Origin of the sequence: Micromonospora sp. NPDC085948 (genome assembly GCF_040686315.1) — a bacterium.
Lineage (GTDB): Bacteria > Actinomycetota > Actinomycetes > Mycobacteriales > Micromonosporaceae > Micromonospora.
The window spans coordinates 61,426-76,898 of sequence record NZ_JBFBJW010000002.1; the positions used below are offsets into that span (position 1 = coordinate 61,426).

Below are 15,473 nucleotides of genomic sequence, written 5' to 3' on the forward strand. Positions count from 1 at the left end.
GTGCCACTGGCGGACGGTCGCCACACTCGGTGGGATACGACTGAGTGGTCGGCGTACCCCTGGGGGTGGCGAGTGGCGATGCGGCAGCCGGTCCAGCAGTCCTGGACTCCGGCGGTGCTGGTGGTCGTGGTGGCCCTGGCCATCGCGGGCCCCGTCGTGGCGGTCGAGGTGTGGATGCGGCGAATGGCCGCGGACAGCCGCGTGGAGCAGGCCGAGGCCGAAGCAACCATGACTCGCGTCACACAGGCGTACGCCGACGCGGTGGTGGCCGACGGTGACCCGGCGCCGACCGACGACCGGTTGGCGGCGGCCGCGGAGGGCATGGGGATGCAGGTGCGGGAGGTGCGAAGGCTGCCCGACCTGATGGTGATCGTGTACCGGGAGGAGCCCGTCAGCGCGATGATCTCGGTGAGCATGGTCTACGTCTGCCACCGCGTGACCTTCCACGACCTGGGCACGGCCGCGGCGGGTTCGGTTTCCGAGCGGCTGGCGGACTGCCCACCACCCGTGCCCTGGCCGACGCCCTTCTGACGCGTCCCGACGTCGCCAACGCCGGCTTTCGATGGCCGACCGCGCGACGTCCGGCGCCCAGCAGATCTATGTCGCTCCCTGTCTGCGTCGTGCCGTCGACTGTCAGACCTCGGGACCAAGGTGTCGGCTTGGTAGCGATTGCCTAACGCCCGTTCCGCTTGACGTGTGACATGTCATAGCCTCCCGCACACGGACCGAGCCACAGCTCGGCGTGGTCATGCGCATGACAGAGGTGAGAGATGCAGGCGAGAAGGCTTAAAACGGCCGTGGCCATCGCGGCCGTTGCCGCTCTGGCGGTCGGTGCGGCCGGCTGCGCGGAGAGCGAGCGCGGCGACAGTGGCGAGGCCAAGACTGGCGGCACCTTCATCTTCGCGGGTGCCGGTGACCCGAAGAACTTTGACCCGATCTTCAACGATGACGGTGAGTCGTTCCGGCCGGTCCGGCAGATGTTCGACACCCTGGTGAGTCACAAGCCGGGCACCGCGGAGCTTCAGGGCGGCCTGGCGGAGAGCTGGGAGCACGACCCGGAGGGCAAGGTCTGGACGTTCAAGCTCCGCCAGGGCGTGAAGTTCCACGACGGTACGCCGTTCAACGCCGCCGCGGTCTGCTTCAACTTCGACCGCTGGTACAACATGAAGGGCGCTGCCGCCCAGTCCCAGATGATCTACTACATGGACGTCTTCGGGGGCTTCGCCAAGAACGAGAGCGAGTCCGCCGGCAAGCCGCTCTACAACAAGTGTGAGGCGCAGGGCGACGGCACCGCGGTCGTCACGCTGAACCAGTACAAGGGCGCCTTCCCGGGTGCCTTCGCGCTGACCTCGCTCTCGATCGCGAGCCCGGACGCGCTGAAGAAGTACGACGCCAACACGGTGAAGCAGAACGGCGACTCGTTCGAGTACAGCGCCTTCGCGACCACCAACCCGGTCGGCACCGGCCCGTTCACCTTCGGTGGCTGGGACAAGGCCAAGAACGAGATCACCCTGAACCGCAACCCGGACTACTTTGGCGACAAGGCCAAGGTGGACAAGATGATCATCAAGATCATCAAGGACGAGAGCACCCGCAAGCAGGAGCTTCGTGCCGGCACCGTCCAGGGCATCGACTTCCCGGCCCCGGCCGACCGCAAGGCGCTCGAGGGTGAGGGCTTCCAGGTCGTCAACCGCCCGGCGTTCAACGTCCTCTACCTCGGCCTCAACCAGAAGAACCCGAAGCTGAAGGACCTGCGGGTGCGCCAGGCGATCGCCTACGCCCTCAACCGCCAGCAGCTGGTGCAGACCAAGGGTCCGGGTGGCGCGAAGGTCGCCGACGAGTTCCTGCCGGACACCGTGCTCGGCTACGCCCCGGACGTGCAGAAGTACGAGTACAACCCGGAGAAGGCCAAGCAGCTCCTCAAGGACGCTGGCGCCGAGGGTCTGACGCTCAACTTCTACTACCCGCCGGACGTCACCCGGCCGTACATGCCGAACCCGCAGGAGATCTTCACCGTCCTCGCCAACGACCTGCAGGCCGTCGGCATCAAGGTCAACGGTGTTCCTCGCCCGTGGAACGGTGGCTTCAAGGACGACGTGCAGCAGTTCGGCAAGCACGACCTGCACATCCTCGGTTGGACGGGTGACTACAACGACCCGGGCAACTTCGTCGGCACGTTCTTCGGCCGGGGCAAGATCGAGTTCGGCGACCAGTCGATGACCGAGATGTTCGACGCCATCGCCAAGGCTGACGGCATCGTCGACGAGGCGGGCAAGAAGGCGGCCTGGGAGCAGGTCAACCGCGACATCGCCGCCAAGTGGCTGCCGGCCGTTCCGGTCTGGCACGCTCCGCCGGCCATCGTCGTCACCAAGGACGTCAAGGGCCTGGTGGCCAGCCCGTTGACCGACGAGCGATTCAACACGGTCAGCATCAGCAAGTGACGTCCCTCGGCTGAGGCCGTAGGCGTGATCGGCCCGGTCCGGGGTTCCTCCCGGCCCGGGCCGATCCGCGATCTTTGAGAGTCTGGTGTGTGAGAGATGTTGCGAGTCATAGTTCGCCGCCTGTTGCAGCTGGTGGTGACCCTCATAGCGCTGTCGGCGCTGATCTTCATCTGGCTGCGGAACCTGCCCGGCGGCCCCATCGAGGCACTGCTCGGCGAGCGGGCGACGCCCGAACGTCGCGAGCTGCTGACCAAGGCGCTCGGCTACGACCAGCCGATCCTGGTGCAGTACGGCAAGTTCATGCAGCGGGTGTTGACAGGCGATTTCGGCAACTCGATCCGGACCGGTGACCCGGTCACCGAGGTGATCAGCCGCGCCTTCCCGGCCACCATCGAGCTGGCCGTCGCCGCGATGATCATCGCCGTCGGCCTCGGTGTGCCGCTCGGCTACCTCGCCGCCCGCTGGCGCGGACGGTGGCCGGACAACCTCACCATCGCCGGCACCCTGCTCGGCATCTCCATCCCGATCTTCTTCCTGGGCTACCTGCTCAAGGACGTCTTCACCCAGAACATCCACTGGTTCCCGCCGTCCGGGCGGCTCACCACCGGACTGGAAAACACGAACGTCACCGGCTTCTTCGTGCTCGACGGCCTGTTGACCCGCGAGTTCGACGCCAGCGCGGACGCGTTGTGGCACCTGATCCTGCCGGCGATCACCCTCGCCACCATCCCGCTGGCGGTGATCGTGCGGATCACCCGCGCCAGCGTGCTCGACGTCCTGGACGAGGACTACGTACGGACCGCCGAGGCGAAGGGCCTGCGTCACCGGACGATCCGCGGCCGGCACATCCTGCGCAACGCCCTCCTGCCCGTGGTCACGACCATCGGCCTGCAGACCGGTGCGCTGCTCTCCGGCGCGGTGCTCACCGAGAAGGTCTACAACTGGGGCGGCATCGGCACCCTGATCACCGACTCGATCAGCGGCGGCCGCGACTACCCGGTGCTCCAGGCGATCATCCTGCTGGCGGCGCTGGTCTTCGTGGTGGTCAACCTGCTCGTCGACCTCTCCTACGCCTTCATCGACCCGAGGGTGCGTGTGCGATGAGTGACCCGATCACCCAGGCCGGCACTCCGGCTCCCCGTTCCGGGGACGACAAGCCACGTCCCGGCATGAGCGAGCGCAGCATCGGCCTGCTCGGCGACCGCAAGAAGGCACGGCTCGACGAGTTGGCCCAGGCGAGTGCCTCCGACCGGGGCGGGATCAGTCTCGTCCGCGACGCCCTGCGCCGGCTGCGGCGCAATCCGGTCGCCGTCGTCGGGGCCGTGATCGTGGGGCTGTTCGTCCTGGTGGCGATCTTCGCCCCGCTGATCGCACCGCACGACCCGGTGCAGCGCTTCGACGAGTTGACCAAGGGCCTCACCGTGGACACCATCCCGGGGGCCAGCAGTGGGTTCCCGTTCGGCTCCGACCCGCTCGGCCGGGACTTCCTGTCCCGCATGATCTACGGCGCACGGCAGACGCTCTTCGTGGGCGTACTCGCGACCCTCATCGGTCTCGCGCTCGGGGTCCTGATCGGTGCGATCGCCGGCGCCTTCGGCGGCTGGGTCGACGTGGTCCTGATGCGACTCACCGACGTGATGCTGGCCCTGCCGAGCCTGCTGCTCGCCATCACCCTGGTCGCGATGGCCAGCCGGTCGAGCCAGTGGACGGTCATCTTCGCGGTGGCAATCGTGAGCGTGCCGATCTTCGCCCGGCTGCTGCGCGGCTCGATGCTGGCCCAGCGGGAGAGCGACCACGTGTTGGCCGCCCGCGCGCTCGGCGTCAAGGAGCGCAACATCGTGCTGCGGCACATGTTGCCCAACTCGTTGACCGCCGTGATCGTGCAGGCGACCCTGACCTTCGCGGTGGCCATCCTGGACGCCGCGGCGCTGTCCTTCCTGGGCCTCGGCGACCCGGACATCAACCGGGCCGAGTGGGGCCTGATGCTCGGCGTGGACGGCCAGCGCTACTTCGAGGTCCGCCCGGAGTTGGCGTACTACCCCGCGCTCGCGATCATCGTGGTCGCGCTCGGCTTCACCCTGCTGGGTGAGGCGATGCGCGATGCGATCGACCCGAAGAACCGGCGGTGACCACGGTGAGCGCTGTCAGCGCGCCCGGACCCCGTCTCGGGCGAGCGCGAGGAGTGAGCTTGCGAGCCCCGCAGTCGCGAGCGAAGGACCAAAGCAGTGAGGAAGTGACTCGATGAGCCTGCTCGACGTCCGTGACCTGAGCGTCGTGTTCCAGCGGCGCGGCGAGCGGCCCTTCACGGCCGTGGACAAGGTCAGCTTCACGGTGGAGCCGGGGCAGACGGTCGGCCTGGTCGGCGAGTCCGGCTGCGGCAAGAGCGTGACCAGCCTGGCCATCATGGGTCTGCTGCCCAAGCGCGGTAACAAGGTCACCGGGGAGGTGCTCTTCGACGGCACCGACCTGCTGAAACTGCGACCGGACGACATGCGCGACCGACGCGGCCGGGAGATCAGCATGATCTTCCAGGACCCGCTCTCCTCGCTGAATCCCGTCATCCCGATCGGGGTCCAGGTGGCCGAGGTGTTGGAGCGTCACCAGGGCCGGGACCGCAAGCAGGCGCTGCGCGAATCGCGGGACCTGCTCGACGCGGTCGGGATCCCCGACCCGCAGCGGCGACTCAGCGAGTACCCGCACCAGATCTCCGGCGGGATGCGCCAGCGCGCGCTGATCGCCATCGCGCTGGCCTGCAAGCCTCGGCTCCTGATCGCCGACGAGCCGACCACCGCGCTCGACGTGACCATCCAGGCGCAGATCCTCACCCTGCTCAAGCAGTTGGTCGACGAGACCGGCACCGCGCTCGTCATGATCACGCACGATCTGGGCGTGGTGGCCGGGCTCTGCGACACCGTCAACGTTCTCTACGGCGGCAAGGTGGTCGAGCGGCAACGGCGGCACGAGCTGTTCGCGCACGCCCGGCACCCGTACACCCACGGGCTGCTCAACTCGGTGCCCCGGCTGGACTCACCGCGCGGTGAGCGACTGCACGCGATCCGCGGTTCGGTCGCCGACAACATCCCGTGGGTCGAGGGGTGCGCGTTCGCGCCGCGCTGCGACAACGTTGTGGACGCGTGTCTCGAGGGACCGCCGCCCCTCGAACCCACCGCGACCGGCGGCGACCTCCGCTGCAACAACCCCGTCTCCGAGGAGGTGGCGGCCCGATGACCGAACAGACCGGACCCCTGATCGAGCTGCGCGACGTCAAGGTCCACTTTCCGATCAAGAGCGGCCTGCTCTTCGACCGCACCATCGGGTACGTCTACGCGGTGGACGGGGTGTCGCTGAGCATCCGCAAGGGCGAGACGTACGGCCTGGTCGGCGAGTCGGGCTGCGGCAAGTCGACGTTGGGTCGCGGCCTGCTGCGGCTCGTCGAGCCGACCGAGGGCGAGATCGTCTTCGACGGCATCGACGTGCGCTCGCTCAAGGGCGAGGCCATGCGGCAGGCCCGCCGCCGGATGCAGATGATCTTCCAGGATCCGCTGTCCAGCCTCGACCCCCGACAGTCGGTGGAGTCGCTGTTGGTGGAGGGGCTCAAGGCGCACGGGTTGGCCGGCGACAAGGCCGAGACGAACCGGCGGCTGCGCGAGACGCTGGAGGCCGTCGGCCTGCCCGCGTCGGCCCTCGGCAAGTATCCGCACGAGTTCTCCGGCGGCCAGCGCCAGCGGATCGGCATCGCCCGCGCGTTGGTGCTCAACCCGGACCTGATCGTCGCCGACGAGCCGGTCTCCGCGCTTGACGTGTCGATCCAGGCCCAGGTGCTCAACCTGCTGGAGGACCTGCAGAACGAGCGTGGCCTGACGTATCTGATCATCGCGCACGATCTGGCGGTGGTGCGTCACATCGCCGACACGGTGGGCGTCATGTACCTCGGCGGGCTGGTGGAGGAGGCGTCCAGCGACGACCTCTACCGCGAGCCGATGCACCCGTACACCCGGGCGCTGATGTCCGCGGTGCCGGTGCCCGACCCGCTGGTGGAGGACCGCCGGGAGCGGATCCTGCTCGCCGGTGACCTGCCGTCGCCGACCAACCCGCCGTCGGGCTGCCGGTTCCACACCCGGTGCCCGTGGGCGCAACCCACCCGGTGCGCCGACGAGCGGCCGGAACTGCGCGACGTCGTCGGCGGACACCGGGTGGCCTGCCACTTCGCCGAGGACATCGCTGCCGGTCGGATCCGGCCGCACGAGGTCGAGGTGGAGCTGGTCCGCCCGAGCGAGGGCACCGGCCCCGTCGACCCGCCGGGCGAGTTGATCCCCACCCCGTGACGCAACCAGGGGCCGTCCGGGAACGGACGGCCCCTGGGCGGCGCGTGCTCCGGGTGACTCAGCCGACGGTACGTCGCTCGGGTGGCTCAGCCCTCGGGGCGGTGCAGCAGGCCCACCGCGACGCCGTGTACCGCGTCCAGTCCCGCCGGGTCGGCCAGCGCGACCGACGTGCCGGTCACCGTGTACCACTCGTCGGCGTCCTTGTACTGCACCCGCAGGGTGACCTTGCCGTCCGCGTACTCGGTGCGCAGCGTCAGGTCACCGGTGACCACGCCGACCTCGTCGGTCATCACACCGCCGGGGCCGGGCACGATGTCGGTGGTGCGGCTCTGCGGGCCGGCCGCGCCCCCCGAATCCGCGACCATGCCGGCGCCCGGTACGGCGGCGGGGGTCTCGGCGGTGCCGTCCGCGGTCATGCCGGCGGCGGCCGGGACGCCTTCCCCGGCGGCGGTCACGTGTCGCTCCCCACTCAACAGCCCTCCAACATGTCGGTCAGGGCGGTCTTCTCGGCGCTTGTCACCGTCAGCCGCCAGTAGTGCTTGACCGTCACCCAGTCCTGGGCGTACTTGCACCAGTACGATCGGTTTGCCGGCTTCCACTGGGACGGGTCCTGGTCACCCTTTGCCCGATTGGAGGACGCGGAAACCGCGAAGAGCTGCGGACGGGTGGTGTCGTTGGCGAAGTCACCGCGCTTCGCGTCGTCCCACTCGTCGGCACCGGAGCGCCACGCGTTGGCCAACGGCACCATGTGGTCGATGTCCACGTCGGAGGGATCGGAGAAGCTGCGACCGTCGTACACGCTCTCCCAGCGCCCACCGACCACGTTGCAGCCGGAGAGCTTCACGTCCTTGCCGTCGCGCTGGAGGATGCTGTCCCGCACGTCGCAGTTCTTGCCGGTGTCCCGCCAGTGCGGGAAGTGGTCCCGGCTGTAGCCCTTCATCGAGCCGGCGGTGGCCACGGTGAGCTGGCTCAACTGCTCTGCCGCGTTGCCGCCGTCGTTCGACGACGGTGGTGTGGTCGGCTCGTCCTGCGGGACACAACCGGCCACGCCGAGTGCCAGCGCCGCGGCGAGCGCGATCACCGCCGCTCGCGGTCCTGATCTGGTACGCACAGACGACACCTCTCCAGCTTGCGGTCTCCCGGCGATTGCGCACAGTACCCGGGAATGGTTTCGGCGTTTCGTGGCGTCTCCCACATGATGCAAGGCAGATTGGTGGGATGACCGCACCCGTACCGGCGCCCGCCCTTCGGATGGGCACCACCGCCGGCCGGGGCACGCTGCTCGCCGCCGTGCTCGCCTCTGGCATGGTCTTCCTCGACAGCACCGTCGTCAACGTGGCCCTGCCGAAGCTCGGGCAGGATCTCGGCGCGAACGTGGCCGATCTTCAGTGGACCATCAACGGCTACCTGCTGATGCTGGCGGCGTTCGTGCTGCTCGGCGGCGCGCTCGGGGACCGCTTCGGTCGCCGGCGGATCTTTCTCATCGGGGTGGTCTGGTTCACCGCCGCCTCGGTGCTGTGCGGGCTGGCCCAGGACACCGGCATGCTGATCGCGGCCCGGTTCCTCCAGGGCGCCGGTGGCGCGCTGCTCACGCCCGGGTCGCTGTCGGTGCTCCAGGCCAGCTTCCACCCCGACGACCGGGGCCGGGCGATCGGTGCCTGGGCTGGGCTGTCCGGGGTGTCCACCGCGCTGGGACCGTTCATCGGGGGCTGGCTGATCGACACGCTGTCCTGGCGCTGGATCTTTTTCCTCAACCTGCCGATCGCCGTGCTCGTGGTGCTGGCCACGCTGCGCTGGGTGCCGGAGAGCCGGGACGAGAGCGCCTCCCGGACCGCGGGGCCGGGTCGGAACCGACGGCGCTTCGATGTCGGAGGAGCACTGCTCGGCGCGCTCGCGCTGGCCGGCGTCACGTACGCCCTGATCGACGCGCCGGCACGTGGCTTCGACTCCGCCCCGGTGCTGATCGCCGCGCTGGTCGGGGTGCTGTCCGCGGTGACGTTCGTGCTGCTGGAACGACGGCGGGGCGACGCCGCGATGCTGCCCACCGGGCTGTTCAGCAGCCGGCTCTTCTCGGTGCTGAACATCTTCACCGTGGTCGTCTACGCGGCGCTCGGCGGCTTCACCTTCTTCTTCGCCGTCTACCTGCAGAACGTGGTGGAGTGGTCGGCCTTCCGCACCGGCATCGCGTTGCTGCCGATGACCCTGCTGCTGTTGGTCGGGTCGGCCCGAGCCGGAGCGTTGTCGGCGCGGATCGGGCCGCGGCTGCCGTTGACCATCGGGCCGGTGGTGGCCGCGGTCGGTCTGCTACTGCTGCGCGGCGTCGGCCCGGGCGCGTCCTACTGGATCGACGTGCTGCCCGGGGTGCTGCTCTTCGGCATCGGGCTGACCCTGGTGGTGGCACCGCTCACCGCATCGGTGCTGGCCGCCGTGCAGGACCGGTTCTCCGGGGTGGCCAGCGGCTTCAACAACGCCGCGTCCCGGGCCGGCGGACTGCTCGCGGTGGCGGCGCTGCCGCTGCTCGTCGGCCTGTCCGGCAGCGGCTACGCGCAGAAGGCCGAGCTGACCGACGCGTTCCGGGGCGCCATGGTCTGGTGTGCCGGGCTGTTGCTGGCCGGGGCCGTGCTGGCCCTCGTGCTCGTGCACCGGCCGCCCCGCGCGGCCCCACCGTCGCAGCCCTGCCACTCGATGCCCGCGGCCACACCCCCGAGATAGGCAACCACCTCGGGGGCGCGGCGCGTGCGGTCAGCCGCGGGCGCGGTTGACGGCGCTGGTGACCGCCTTGATCGAGGCGGTGACGATGTTGGCGTCGGTGCCGACACCCCAGACCGTCCGACCGTCGACCTCGCACTCCACGTACGCGGCGGCCTGCGCGTCCCCACCCGAGGAGAGCGCGTGCTCGTGGTAGTCGAGCACCCGCACGCCCACCCCGACCGACTGGAGCGCGTTGACGTACGCGTCGATCGGGCCGTTTCCGATCGCGACCAGGGACCGCTGCTCGCCGCCCACACCGACCTGGGCCTCGATCTCGACCTTGCCGTCGGTGGTGCCGATCGTGTAGCTGTTCAGTCGGACCGCCGGGTCGGGCTGGTGGTCGAGCAGGTAGTGCGTCGCGAAGATCTCCCACATGGCGCTCGGGTCGACCTCGCCGCCGTCGTGGTCGGTGACGTGCTGCACCACCCCGGAGAACTCGATCTGGAGCCGGCGCGGCAGGTCCAGTTGGTGCTCGCTCTTCATGATGTACGCGATGCCACCCTTGCCGGACTGCGAGTTGACCCGGATGACCGCCTCGTAGGTGCGGCCCAGGTCCTTCGGGTCGATCGGCAGGTACGGCACGGCCCAGGTGTGCTCGTCCAGCGGCACCCCGGCGGCCTTCGCGTCGGCGGCGAGGGCGTCGAAGCCCTTCTTGATGGCGTCCTGGTGGGAGCCGGAGAAGGCGGTGTAGACCAGGTCGCCCGCGTACGGGTGGCGCTCGTGCACCGGCAGCTGGTTGCAGTACTCGACCGCGCGCCGGATCTCGTCGATGTTGGAGAAGGAGATCATCGGGTCGATGCCCTGGGAGAACAGGTTGAGCCCCAGCGTCACCAGGTCGACATTGCCGGTGCGCTCGCCGTTGCCGAACAGGCAGCCCTCGATGCGGTCCGCGCCGGCGAGCAGGCCCAGCTCGGCGGCGGCGACCCCGGTGCCGCGGTCGTTGTGCGGGTGCAGGCTCAGCACCACACTGTCGCGGCGCGGCAGGTGCCGGTGCATCCACTCGATCGAGTCGGCGTACACGTTGGGGGTGGCCATCTCGACGGTGGCCGGCAGGTTGATGATCAGCGGCCGGTCCGGCGTCGGGTCGATCACGTCGATCACCCGGGAGCAGACCTCCAGCGCGTACTCCAGCTCGGTGCCCGTGTACGACTCCGGCGAGTACTCGTAGAAGATCTCGGTGTCCGGGGTGTGGATCTCCGCGTACTTCTGGCAGAGCCGCGCGCCGGTCGTGGCGATGTCGGCGATGCCGTCCCGGTCCAGCCCGAAGACCACCCGCCGCTGGAGGGTGGAGGTCGAGTTGTAGAAGTGCACGATGGCCCGCTTCGCGCCGCGCAGCGACTCGAACGTCCGCTCGATCAGGTGCTCCCGGCACTGCGTGAGCACCTGGATCGTGACGTCGTCCGGGATCATGTCCTGTTCGATGAGCTGCCGGACGAAGTCGAAGTCGGTCTGGCTGGCCGACGGGAAGCCGACCTCGATCTCCTTGTAGCCCATCTGGACGAGCAGCTGGAACATCCGCCGCTTGCGCTCGGGCGACATCGGGTCGATCAGTGCCTGGTTGCCGTCGCGCAGGTCCACGGCGCACCAGCGCGGCGCGGCGTCGACGTGCCGGGTGGGCCAGGTGCGATCCGGCAGGTCGATCCGGAACTGCTCCCGGTACGGCTGGTAGCGGTGGTACGGCATCCGGCTCGGGCGTTGCCGGGCGATCGGATCGGTCTCGGCGTCGGTGACAGGTTGAGCCATCTCAGAGTGCTCCCTGGAACATGTGGCGTCAGCAGATCGGAAGGTGTCGGCGAGATGCCGGGCAACGGTGCGCGGCGGTGCCGAGAAGAAAATCGGATGTGCTGGACGGCGCGATGCGACTCCGCGACGAGGTGCCGGCCGGTCAGGCCTCGTCGCGGCGGCTAAGGAGGAGCAGCGCCCGCCACATGACCACGTCACCCTACGTGATGAAACGGAGGGGGGAAAGGCAGGTCCGGACTATGGGACCAGTGTTCCGGCCTGTTCCGGGGCCTCGGCCCCCAGCCGTGGCGTGCGTCCGGCCCAGGCCACCACGGGTACGACAGCCAGCCCGACGAGCACGAAGATCGCTGCGGCCGGTAACCAGCCCCACCCGCCGGTGGTCACCCCGAGCGCGGTCAGACCGGCCGGGGCGATCAGGTACTGCACCTGGGAGCCGAGCCGGAACGCCCCCACGTACGCGCCGCGCTGGGCGGCCGGCGGCAGGGTGGCGGTGAGCCCCCAGGCGCCCGCTGACTCGATCAACTCGGCCAGGATCAGCACCAGGGCGGCGGCCACCAGCACCACCACGGTGAGCAGGCCCCGGGTCAGCCCGGAGAGCGGCAGGACCAGACAGAACAGGGCGATCAGCAGGGCACCCCGGCGGGAGGCTCGGGCCGCGCCCGGCGCGGTGTCGGCACCCCGGCTCAGGCGTACCTGGAGCAGCACGACCAGGACCGTGTTGAGCAGCACCAGCCCGGCGATCACCGTCTTCGGGGCATCGGTGTGGGTGAGGATCCAGAGCGGCAGCACCGTCAGGTAGAGCGTCTGGTGTGCGGTGAGCAGCCCGGACAGCAGGGACACCGCCACGAACGGGCGGTCGCGGAGCACGGCGAGCCGACCCATCGGCTCCACCGGCCGGGTGACCTGCGGCAGCCGGGGCAGTCGCCGCACGAAGAGAGCCGTCACCAGGAAGACCGTCGCGATGAACCAGACCATTCCCCGGTACGCCGCCATCGTGTCCACCGTCAGCACCACGCCGCTGAGCACCGCACCCAGCCCGAAGCCGACGTTCAGCGACGAGCGCTGGTACGCCATCGCGGTGACCCGTTCGGCCGGGGGCAGCGCGTTGATCGAGTAGACCTGCACGGCCACGCCGCTCGCGGCCTCCACGGCGGCCAGAGCCACCACCACGGCGAGGAACCCGGCGAAGCCGCCGACGAACGGGTACGTCGCGAAGAGCGCCGCGTTCAGCACCAGTCCGACCACCCAGACCCGCTGCGGTCCGTACCGGTCGGTGAGTCCGCCCAGCGGCACCGTGCCCAACAGCGACACCCCCGCCGCGATAGACAGCCCCAGCCCCACCTGGGCGGCGCTGAGCCCGAGCGCCCGGGTGAAGAAGACGGCGCTGCCGGCGTGGAACAGCCCGCTGCCGACGGCGTAGACCATGGCCTGCACGGCCAGGGCGCGGGTCAGCCCGGCCGGCGGTACGACGTCTCGGACGGCGGTGCGGATCGATTCTCTGGTCCCCATGCTCGGGGAGTGAATCGGGTCCCCAAGACCTCGGTCGAGTCTTTTAGGCTGGACCGAATCCTGCTCCTGGGGGGCGTGTGTCCGAGTTGCGGTTCAGCCTGGCCGACGTGGCGGGAGTGCGGCTCGCCGTGTCGCCGGTCAACGAGACGGTCATGAGCATGTGGGCGCTGGCCAACCCGGCCCGCTACGCGGTGCACCTGCCCTGGATCGACCGGGCCCGGGTGACGTTGCGTCGTCCCGAGGTGGCCGACCGGGTCCGACCTCTGGTGGGGTTGGCCGTGCCGGGTCGCTGGCTGCCCGACTTCCTCACCCCGGCGGCCCGACCGAACGTGGAGATGGCCGAGCAGCTCGACCAGATCGCCGCGACGCCGCCGGCCGTGGTCGCCCAGGACCTGCTGGCCACCACCTGGCAACGACCGCTGAGCCTGTTCGGGCAGGCGCTGCTGGCCGACCCCGCCGGGCTGCTGCCGCAGGTGGTCGACGCGGTGCGGGTCTGGCACGACGAGGCGATCGCCCCGGACTGGCCGCGGATGCGGGCGCTGCTCGACGCCGACGTGGCGTACCGGGCCGCCCAGCTCGCCGAGAGTGGCGCCGGTCGGTTCTTCGAGCAGCTCCACCCGAGCCTGCGCTGGCACGGCGACCGGGTGGTCAGCGACGACACGTTCGAGCGGGACTTCGACCTCCGCGGTCGTGGGCTGGCGCTGAACCCGACGGTCTTCACCGAGCAGCACGTGCTGTGGAACCTGCTGGAAGATTCGCTGCCGGCCGGCGCGTACCCGGTCCGTGCCGTCGGGACGCTCTGGGAGGCGACCGGGCCGCCGCCCGGCGACCCACTGGCCCGGGTGATCGGCCCCGGCCGGGCCGCGCTGCTGCACCTGCTGGTGACGGCGTCGACCACCACCGACCTGGCCCGACTCACCGGGATGTCCGCCGGAAACGTCTCCCAGCACCTGGCCGCGCTGCACGCCGCCGGCCTGGTCTCCCGGTCCCGCCAGGGTCGGCACGTCCTCTACCGCAACACCGAGGTCGCGGCCGTCCTGCTTCGCGCCAGCGGCGGCGAGTAGGCCCGCCGACCGGTCAGCCGAGCAGGAGTTCGGCCAGCGGTCGACGGCGGCGCAGACCGGTCTCCTCGGCGACGAGGTCGGCCGGGAGGCTGAGTGGATCACCGAGTTGCCCCACCGCGAGCACCGCGTACGGCCGCACGTCGGCGGGCAGGTGCAGGTCGGCGCTGAGTCCGACGCGATCCACGGTGAGGACCTGGCGCACGTGCAGCCCGAGCGCGGTGGCCTGCACGGTGAGATGGGCGACCGCCTGACCCAGGTCGTACGCGAGCCCGTCGGGTGGCGTGGCGTCGGGCGCGGTGTCGTCGTCGACGTGCGCGGCGAGCAGCAGGGCGGCGGCACGGTGTGCCCAGCGTTGGTCGCGCTCGGGCAGGTTGACCAGAATCCGCTTCCAGGTCTCGTCGTCGCGGTGGCCGAGGGTGAACCGCCAGGGTTGGCGGTTGCCCAGGGACGGTGCCCAGCGGGCCGCCTCCAGGAGGAGGGACGCGTCCGTGGCGTTCAACTCCTCGGTGGGGTGGAACGCCAGCGGACTCCAACGGTAGGCGAGCAGCGGAGTGAGATCGGCCATGCTCCGGATCGTCCCGTATGGGCGATTCGCCCTCCCAGGGTGGGGTGACCAAATGTGGGCAAGGGCACCCGTAACGGGATGAAGATCAGGGCGTTCCCGCGCTTGGGCTGTCCGACGGGTCAGGGGTCGGCGGCGCGGCGGTGTCCAGCGGATCCCGGTCGACCACCACCGGGCCGGCCAACTGCACAGTGGCCGGCGCCGGGCCCGGCGGTCCGGCCAGCCGCAGCGTCCCCGACCCGGTCCGCACCCCGGTCGGAGTGCCGTCCCGCTCGTAGCAGTAGATGCCCACCTCCACCGGGGCGTTGAGCGACGCCGAGGTGGAGTCCACCGAGTAGCAGGTGCCGGTGAGGCCCTCGGGTGGGCTGGCGGGAGCCACCGCCAGCGGTGCGCGCCGGTCGGTGAGCACGTCCAGCCAGTCGGTGAGCGGATGCTGGACCCGGGGGTCCGACCGGCGGGGGATCGCGTCGTCGCGCTCGCCGAGGCGTACGCAGCTCGCCGACTCCGGTCGCCCGGCCGACGGCAGGGCGCACTGGAACAGCCCGTCGCTCGTGGCGGCTATCGAGACGTCGGCAGTGCCACCCCACGCGCCACCCGGCACGTCGACCCGCCAACTGCCGTCGTTCGCGCTGGTGAACGTGATGGTGCGAGCCGGCTGACCGGTCTGGCTGTACGCGTACTGCGCCACCAGGTGGCGATCCTGGGCGGCCGCGGCCAGGGCGGCCAGGTCGTCCCGCGCGGTGTCCACCGCGACCGGCCCCGGATCGGCGGGCGGCGGGGCCGGGGGGCGCGCATCGGCGCAGGCGACCAGGAGAGCCGGCAGGGCGAACACGAGCGGCCCGAGCACGCGGACGGCCGGGCGGATGAGGACGGGCACCGGCCCATTCTGGTGGGTCCGGACTGCTGGTGGGCGCCAGCGGGTGACGGCTCGCGCCGGCGTGTCGGACGGTTCGTCGCCGCGTACCGCCGGGGTTGGTGGGAGCGGCCCGGCCGCCCCGCGCGGGCCGGATGGTGGGATCACCTGACCCGGCATCGTTACCCGCCGGATACCCTCAGGGGGACTGACATGCGCCGCCGG

14 protein-coding genes are annotated in these 15,473 nt (G+C 70.4%); 8 read left to right on the forward strand and 6 right to left on the reverse strand.

The annotated features are described in order from the left end of the window. The first annotated feature begins 78 nt into the window (after positions 1–78). The 6 genes from AB0O48_RS06030 to AB0O48_RS06055 all read left to right on the forward strand — a co-directional run bounded on the left by AB0O48_RS06030 (position 79) and on the right by AB0O48_RS06055 (position 6,766). Positions 79–531, forward strand: a complete 453-nt coding sequence (locus AB0O48_RS06030) for a hypothetical protein (protein ID WP_357255520.1) — start codon at positions 79–81, stop codon at positions 529–531. Between the two features lie 239 nt (positions 532–770). Next, a complete protein-coding gene (locus tag AB0O48_RS06035) occupies positions 771–2,441 on the forward strand; it encodes an ABC transporter substrate-binding protein (RefSeq protein WP_357255518.1) in 1,671 nt (556 codons plus the stop codon). A gap of 96 nt (positions 2,442–2,537) precedes the next feature. Next, positions 2,538–3,545 (forward strand): ABC transporter permease, encoded by a 1,008-nt coding sequence (locus AB0O48_RS06040; RefSeq protein ID WP_357255516.1) that lies wholly within the window; start codon positions 2,538–2,540, stop codon positions 3,543–3,545. Between the two features lie 65 nt (positions 3,546–3,610). Beyond that, entirely contained in the window at positions 3,611–4,570 is a 960-nt protein-coding gene (locus AB0O48_RS06045; protein ID WP_357255591.1) for an ABC transporter permease, read from the forward strand. A gap of 112 nt (positions 4,571–4,682) precedes the next feature. Next, on the forward strand, positions 4,683–5,669 hold the full coding sequence (locus AB0O48_RS06050; RefSeq protein WP_357570733.1) for an ABC transporter ATP-binding protein: 987 nt from the start codon (positions 4,683–4,685) through the stop codon (positions 5,667–5,669). After that, on the forward strand, positions 5,666–6,766 hold the full coding sequence (locus AB0O48_RS06055) for an oligopeptide/dipeptide ABC transporter ATP-binding protein (RefSeq protein WP_357255513.1): 1,101 nt from the start codon (positions 5,666–5,668) through the stop codon (positions 6,764–6,766). The genes AB0O48_RS06050 and AB0O48_RS06055 overlap by 4 nt, the downstream gene beginning before the upstream one ends. An 86-nt stretch (positions 6,767–6,852) precedes the next feature. Here the strand turns inward: AB0O48_RS06055 and AB0O48_RS06060 are convergent, their stop codons facing one another. Both AB0O48_RS06060 and AB0O48_RS06065 read right to left on the reverse strand, forming a co-directional pair. Continuing rightward, positions 6,853–7,242: a hypothetical protein gene (locus AB0O48_RS06060; protein ID WP_357255589.1), complete on the reverse strand. Its 390-nt coding sequence runs from the start codon at positions 7,240–7,242 to the stop codon at positions 6,853–6,855. Beyond that, positions 7,236–7,877 carry an HNH endonuclease family protein gene (locus AB0O48_RS06065; protein WP_357255512.1) on the reverse strand — a complete coding sequence of 214 codons (642 nt, stop codon included), beginning with the start codon at positions 7,875–7,877 and terminating at the stop codon, positions 7,236–7,238. Before AB0O48_RS06065 ends, AB0O48_RS06060 begins: the two co-directional genes overlap by 7 nt. 107 nt (positions 7,878–7,984) lie before the next feature. Here AB0O48_RS06065 and AB0O48_RS06070 point away from each other — a divergent pair, with 107 nt between their 5' ends. After that, the gene (locus AB0O48_RS06070; protein WP_365063486.1) at positions 7,985–9,478 is read left to right on the forward strand and encodes an MFS transporter; all 1,494 of its coding nucleotides are present in this window, start codon (positions 7,985–7,987) and stop codon (positions 9,476–9,478) included. Positions 9,479–9,508: 30 nt separating this feature from the next. Here the strand turns inward: AB0O48_RS06070 and leuA are convergent, their stop codons facing one another. Beyond that, positions 9,509–11,260 carry a 2-isopropylmalate synthase gene (leuA, locus tag AB0O48_RS06075; RefSeq protein WP_365063489.1) on the reverse strand — a complete coding sequence of 584 codons (1,752 nt, stop codon included), beginning with the start codon at positions 11,258–11,260 and terminating at the stop codon, positions 9,509–9,511. 237 nt (positions 11,261–11,497) lie between these two features. Next, entirely contained in the window at positions 11,498–12,769 is a 1,272-nt protein-coding gene (locus AB0O48_RS06080; protein WP_365063492.1) for an MFS transporter, read from the reverse strand. A 77-nt stretch (positions 12,770–12,846) separates the two neighbouring features. Here AB0O48_RS06080 and AB0O48_RS06085 point away from each other — a divergent pair, with 77 nt between their 5' ends. Then, entirely contained in the window at positions 12,847–13,833 is a 987-nt protein-coding gene (locus AB0O48_RS06085; RefSeq protein ID WP_365063495.1) for a DUF5937 family protein, read from the forward strand. A gap of 13 nt (positions 13,834–13,846) precedes the next feature. Here the strand turns inward: AB0O48_RS06085 and AB0O48_RS06090 are convergent, their stop codons facing one another. After that, positions 13,847–14,398, reverse strand: coding sequence for a nitroreductase family protein (locus AB0O48_RS06090; protein ID WP_365063497.1), 552 nt, complete (start codon positions 14,396–14,398; stop codon positions 13,847–13,849). An 85-nt stretch (positions 14,399–14,483) separates the two neighbouring features. Next, positions 14,484–15,272 (reverse strand): hypothetical protein, encoded by a 789-nt coding sequence (locus AB0O48_RS06095; protein ID WP_357255500.1) that lies wholly within the window; start codon positions 15,270–15,272, stop codon positions 14,484–14,486. Positions 15,273–15,473: the final 201 nt, after the last annotated feature.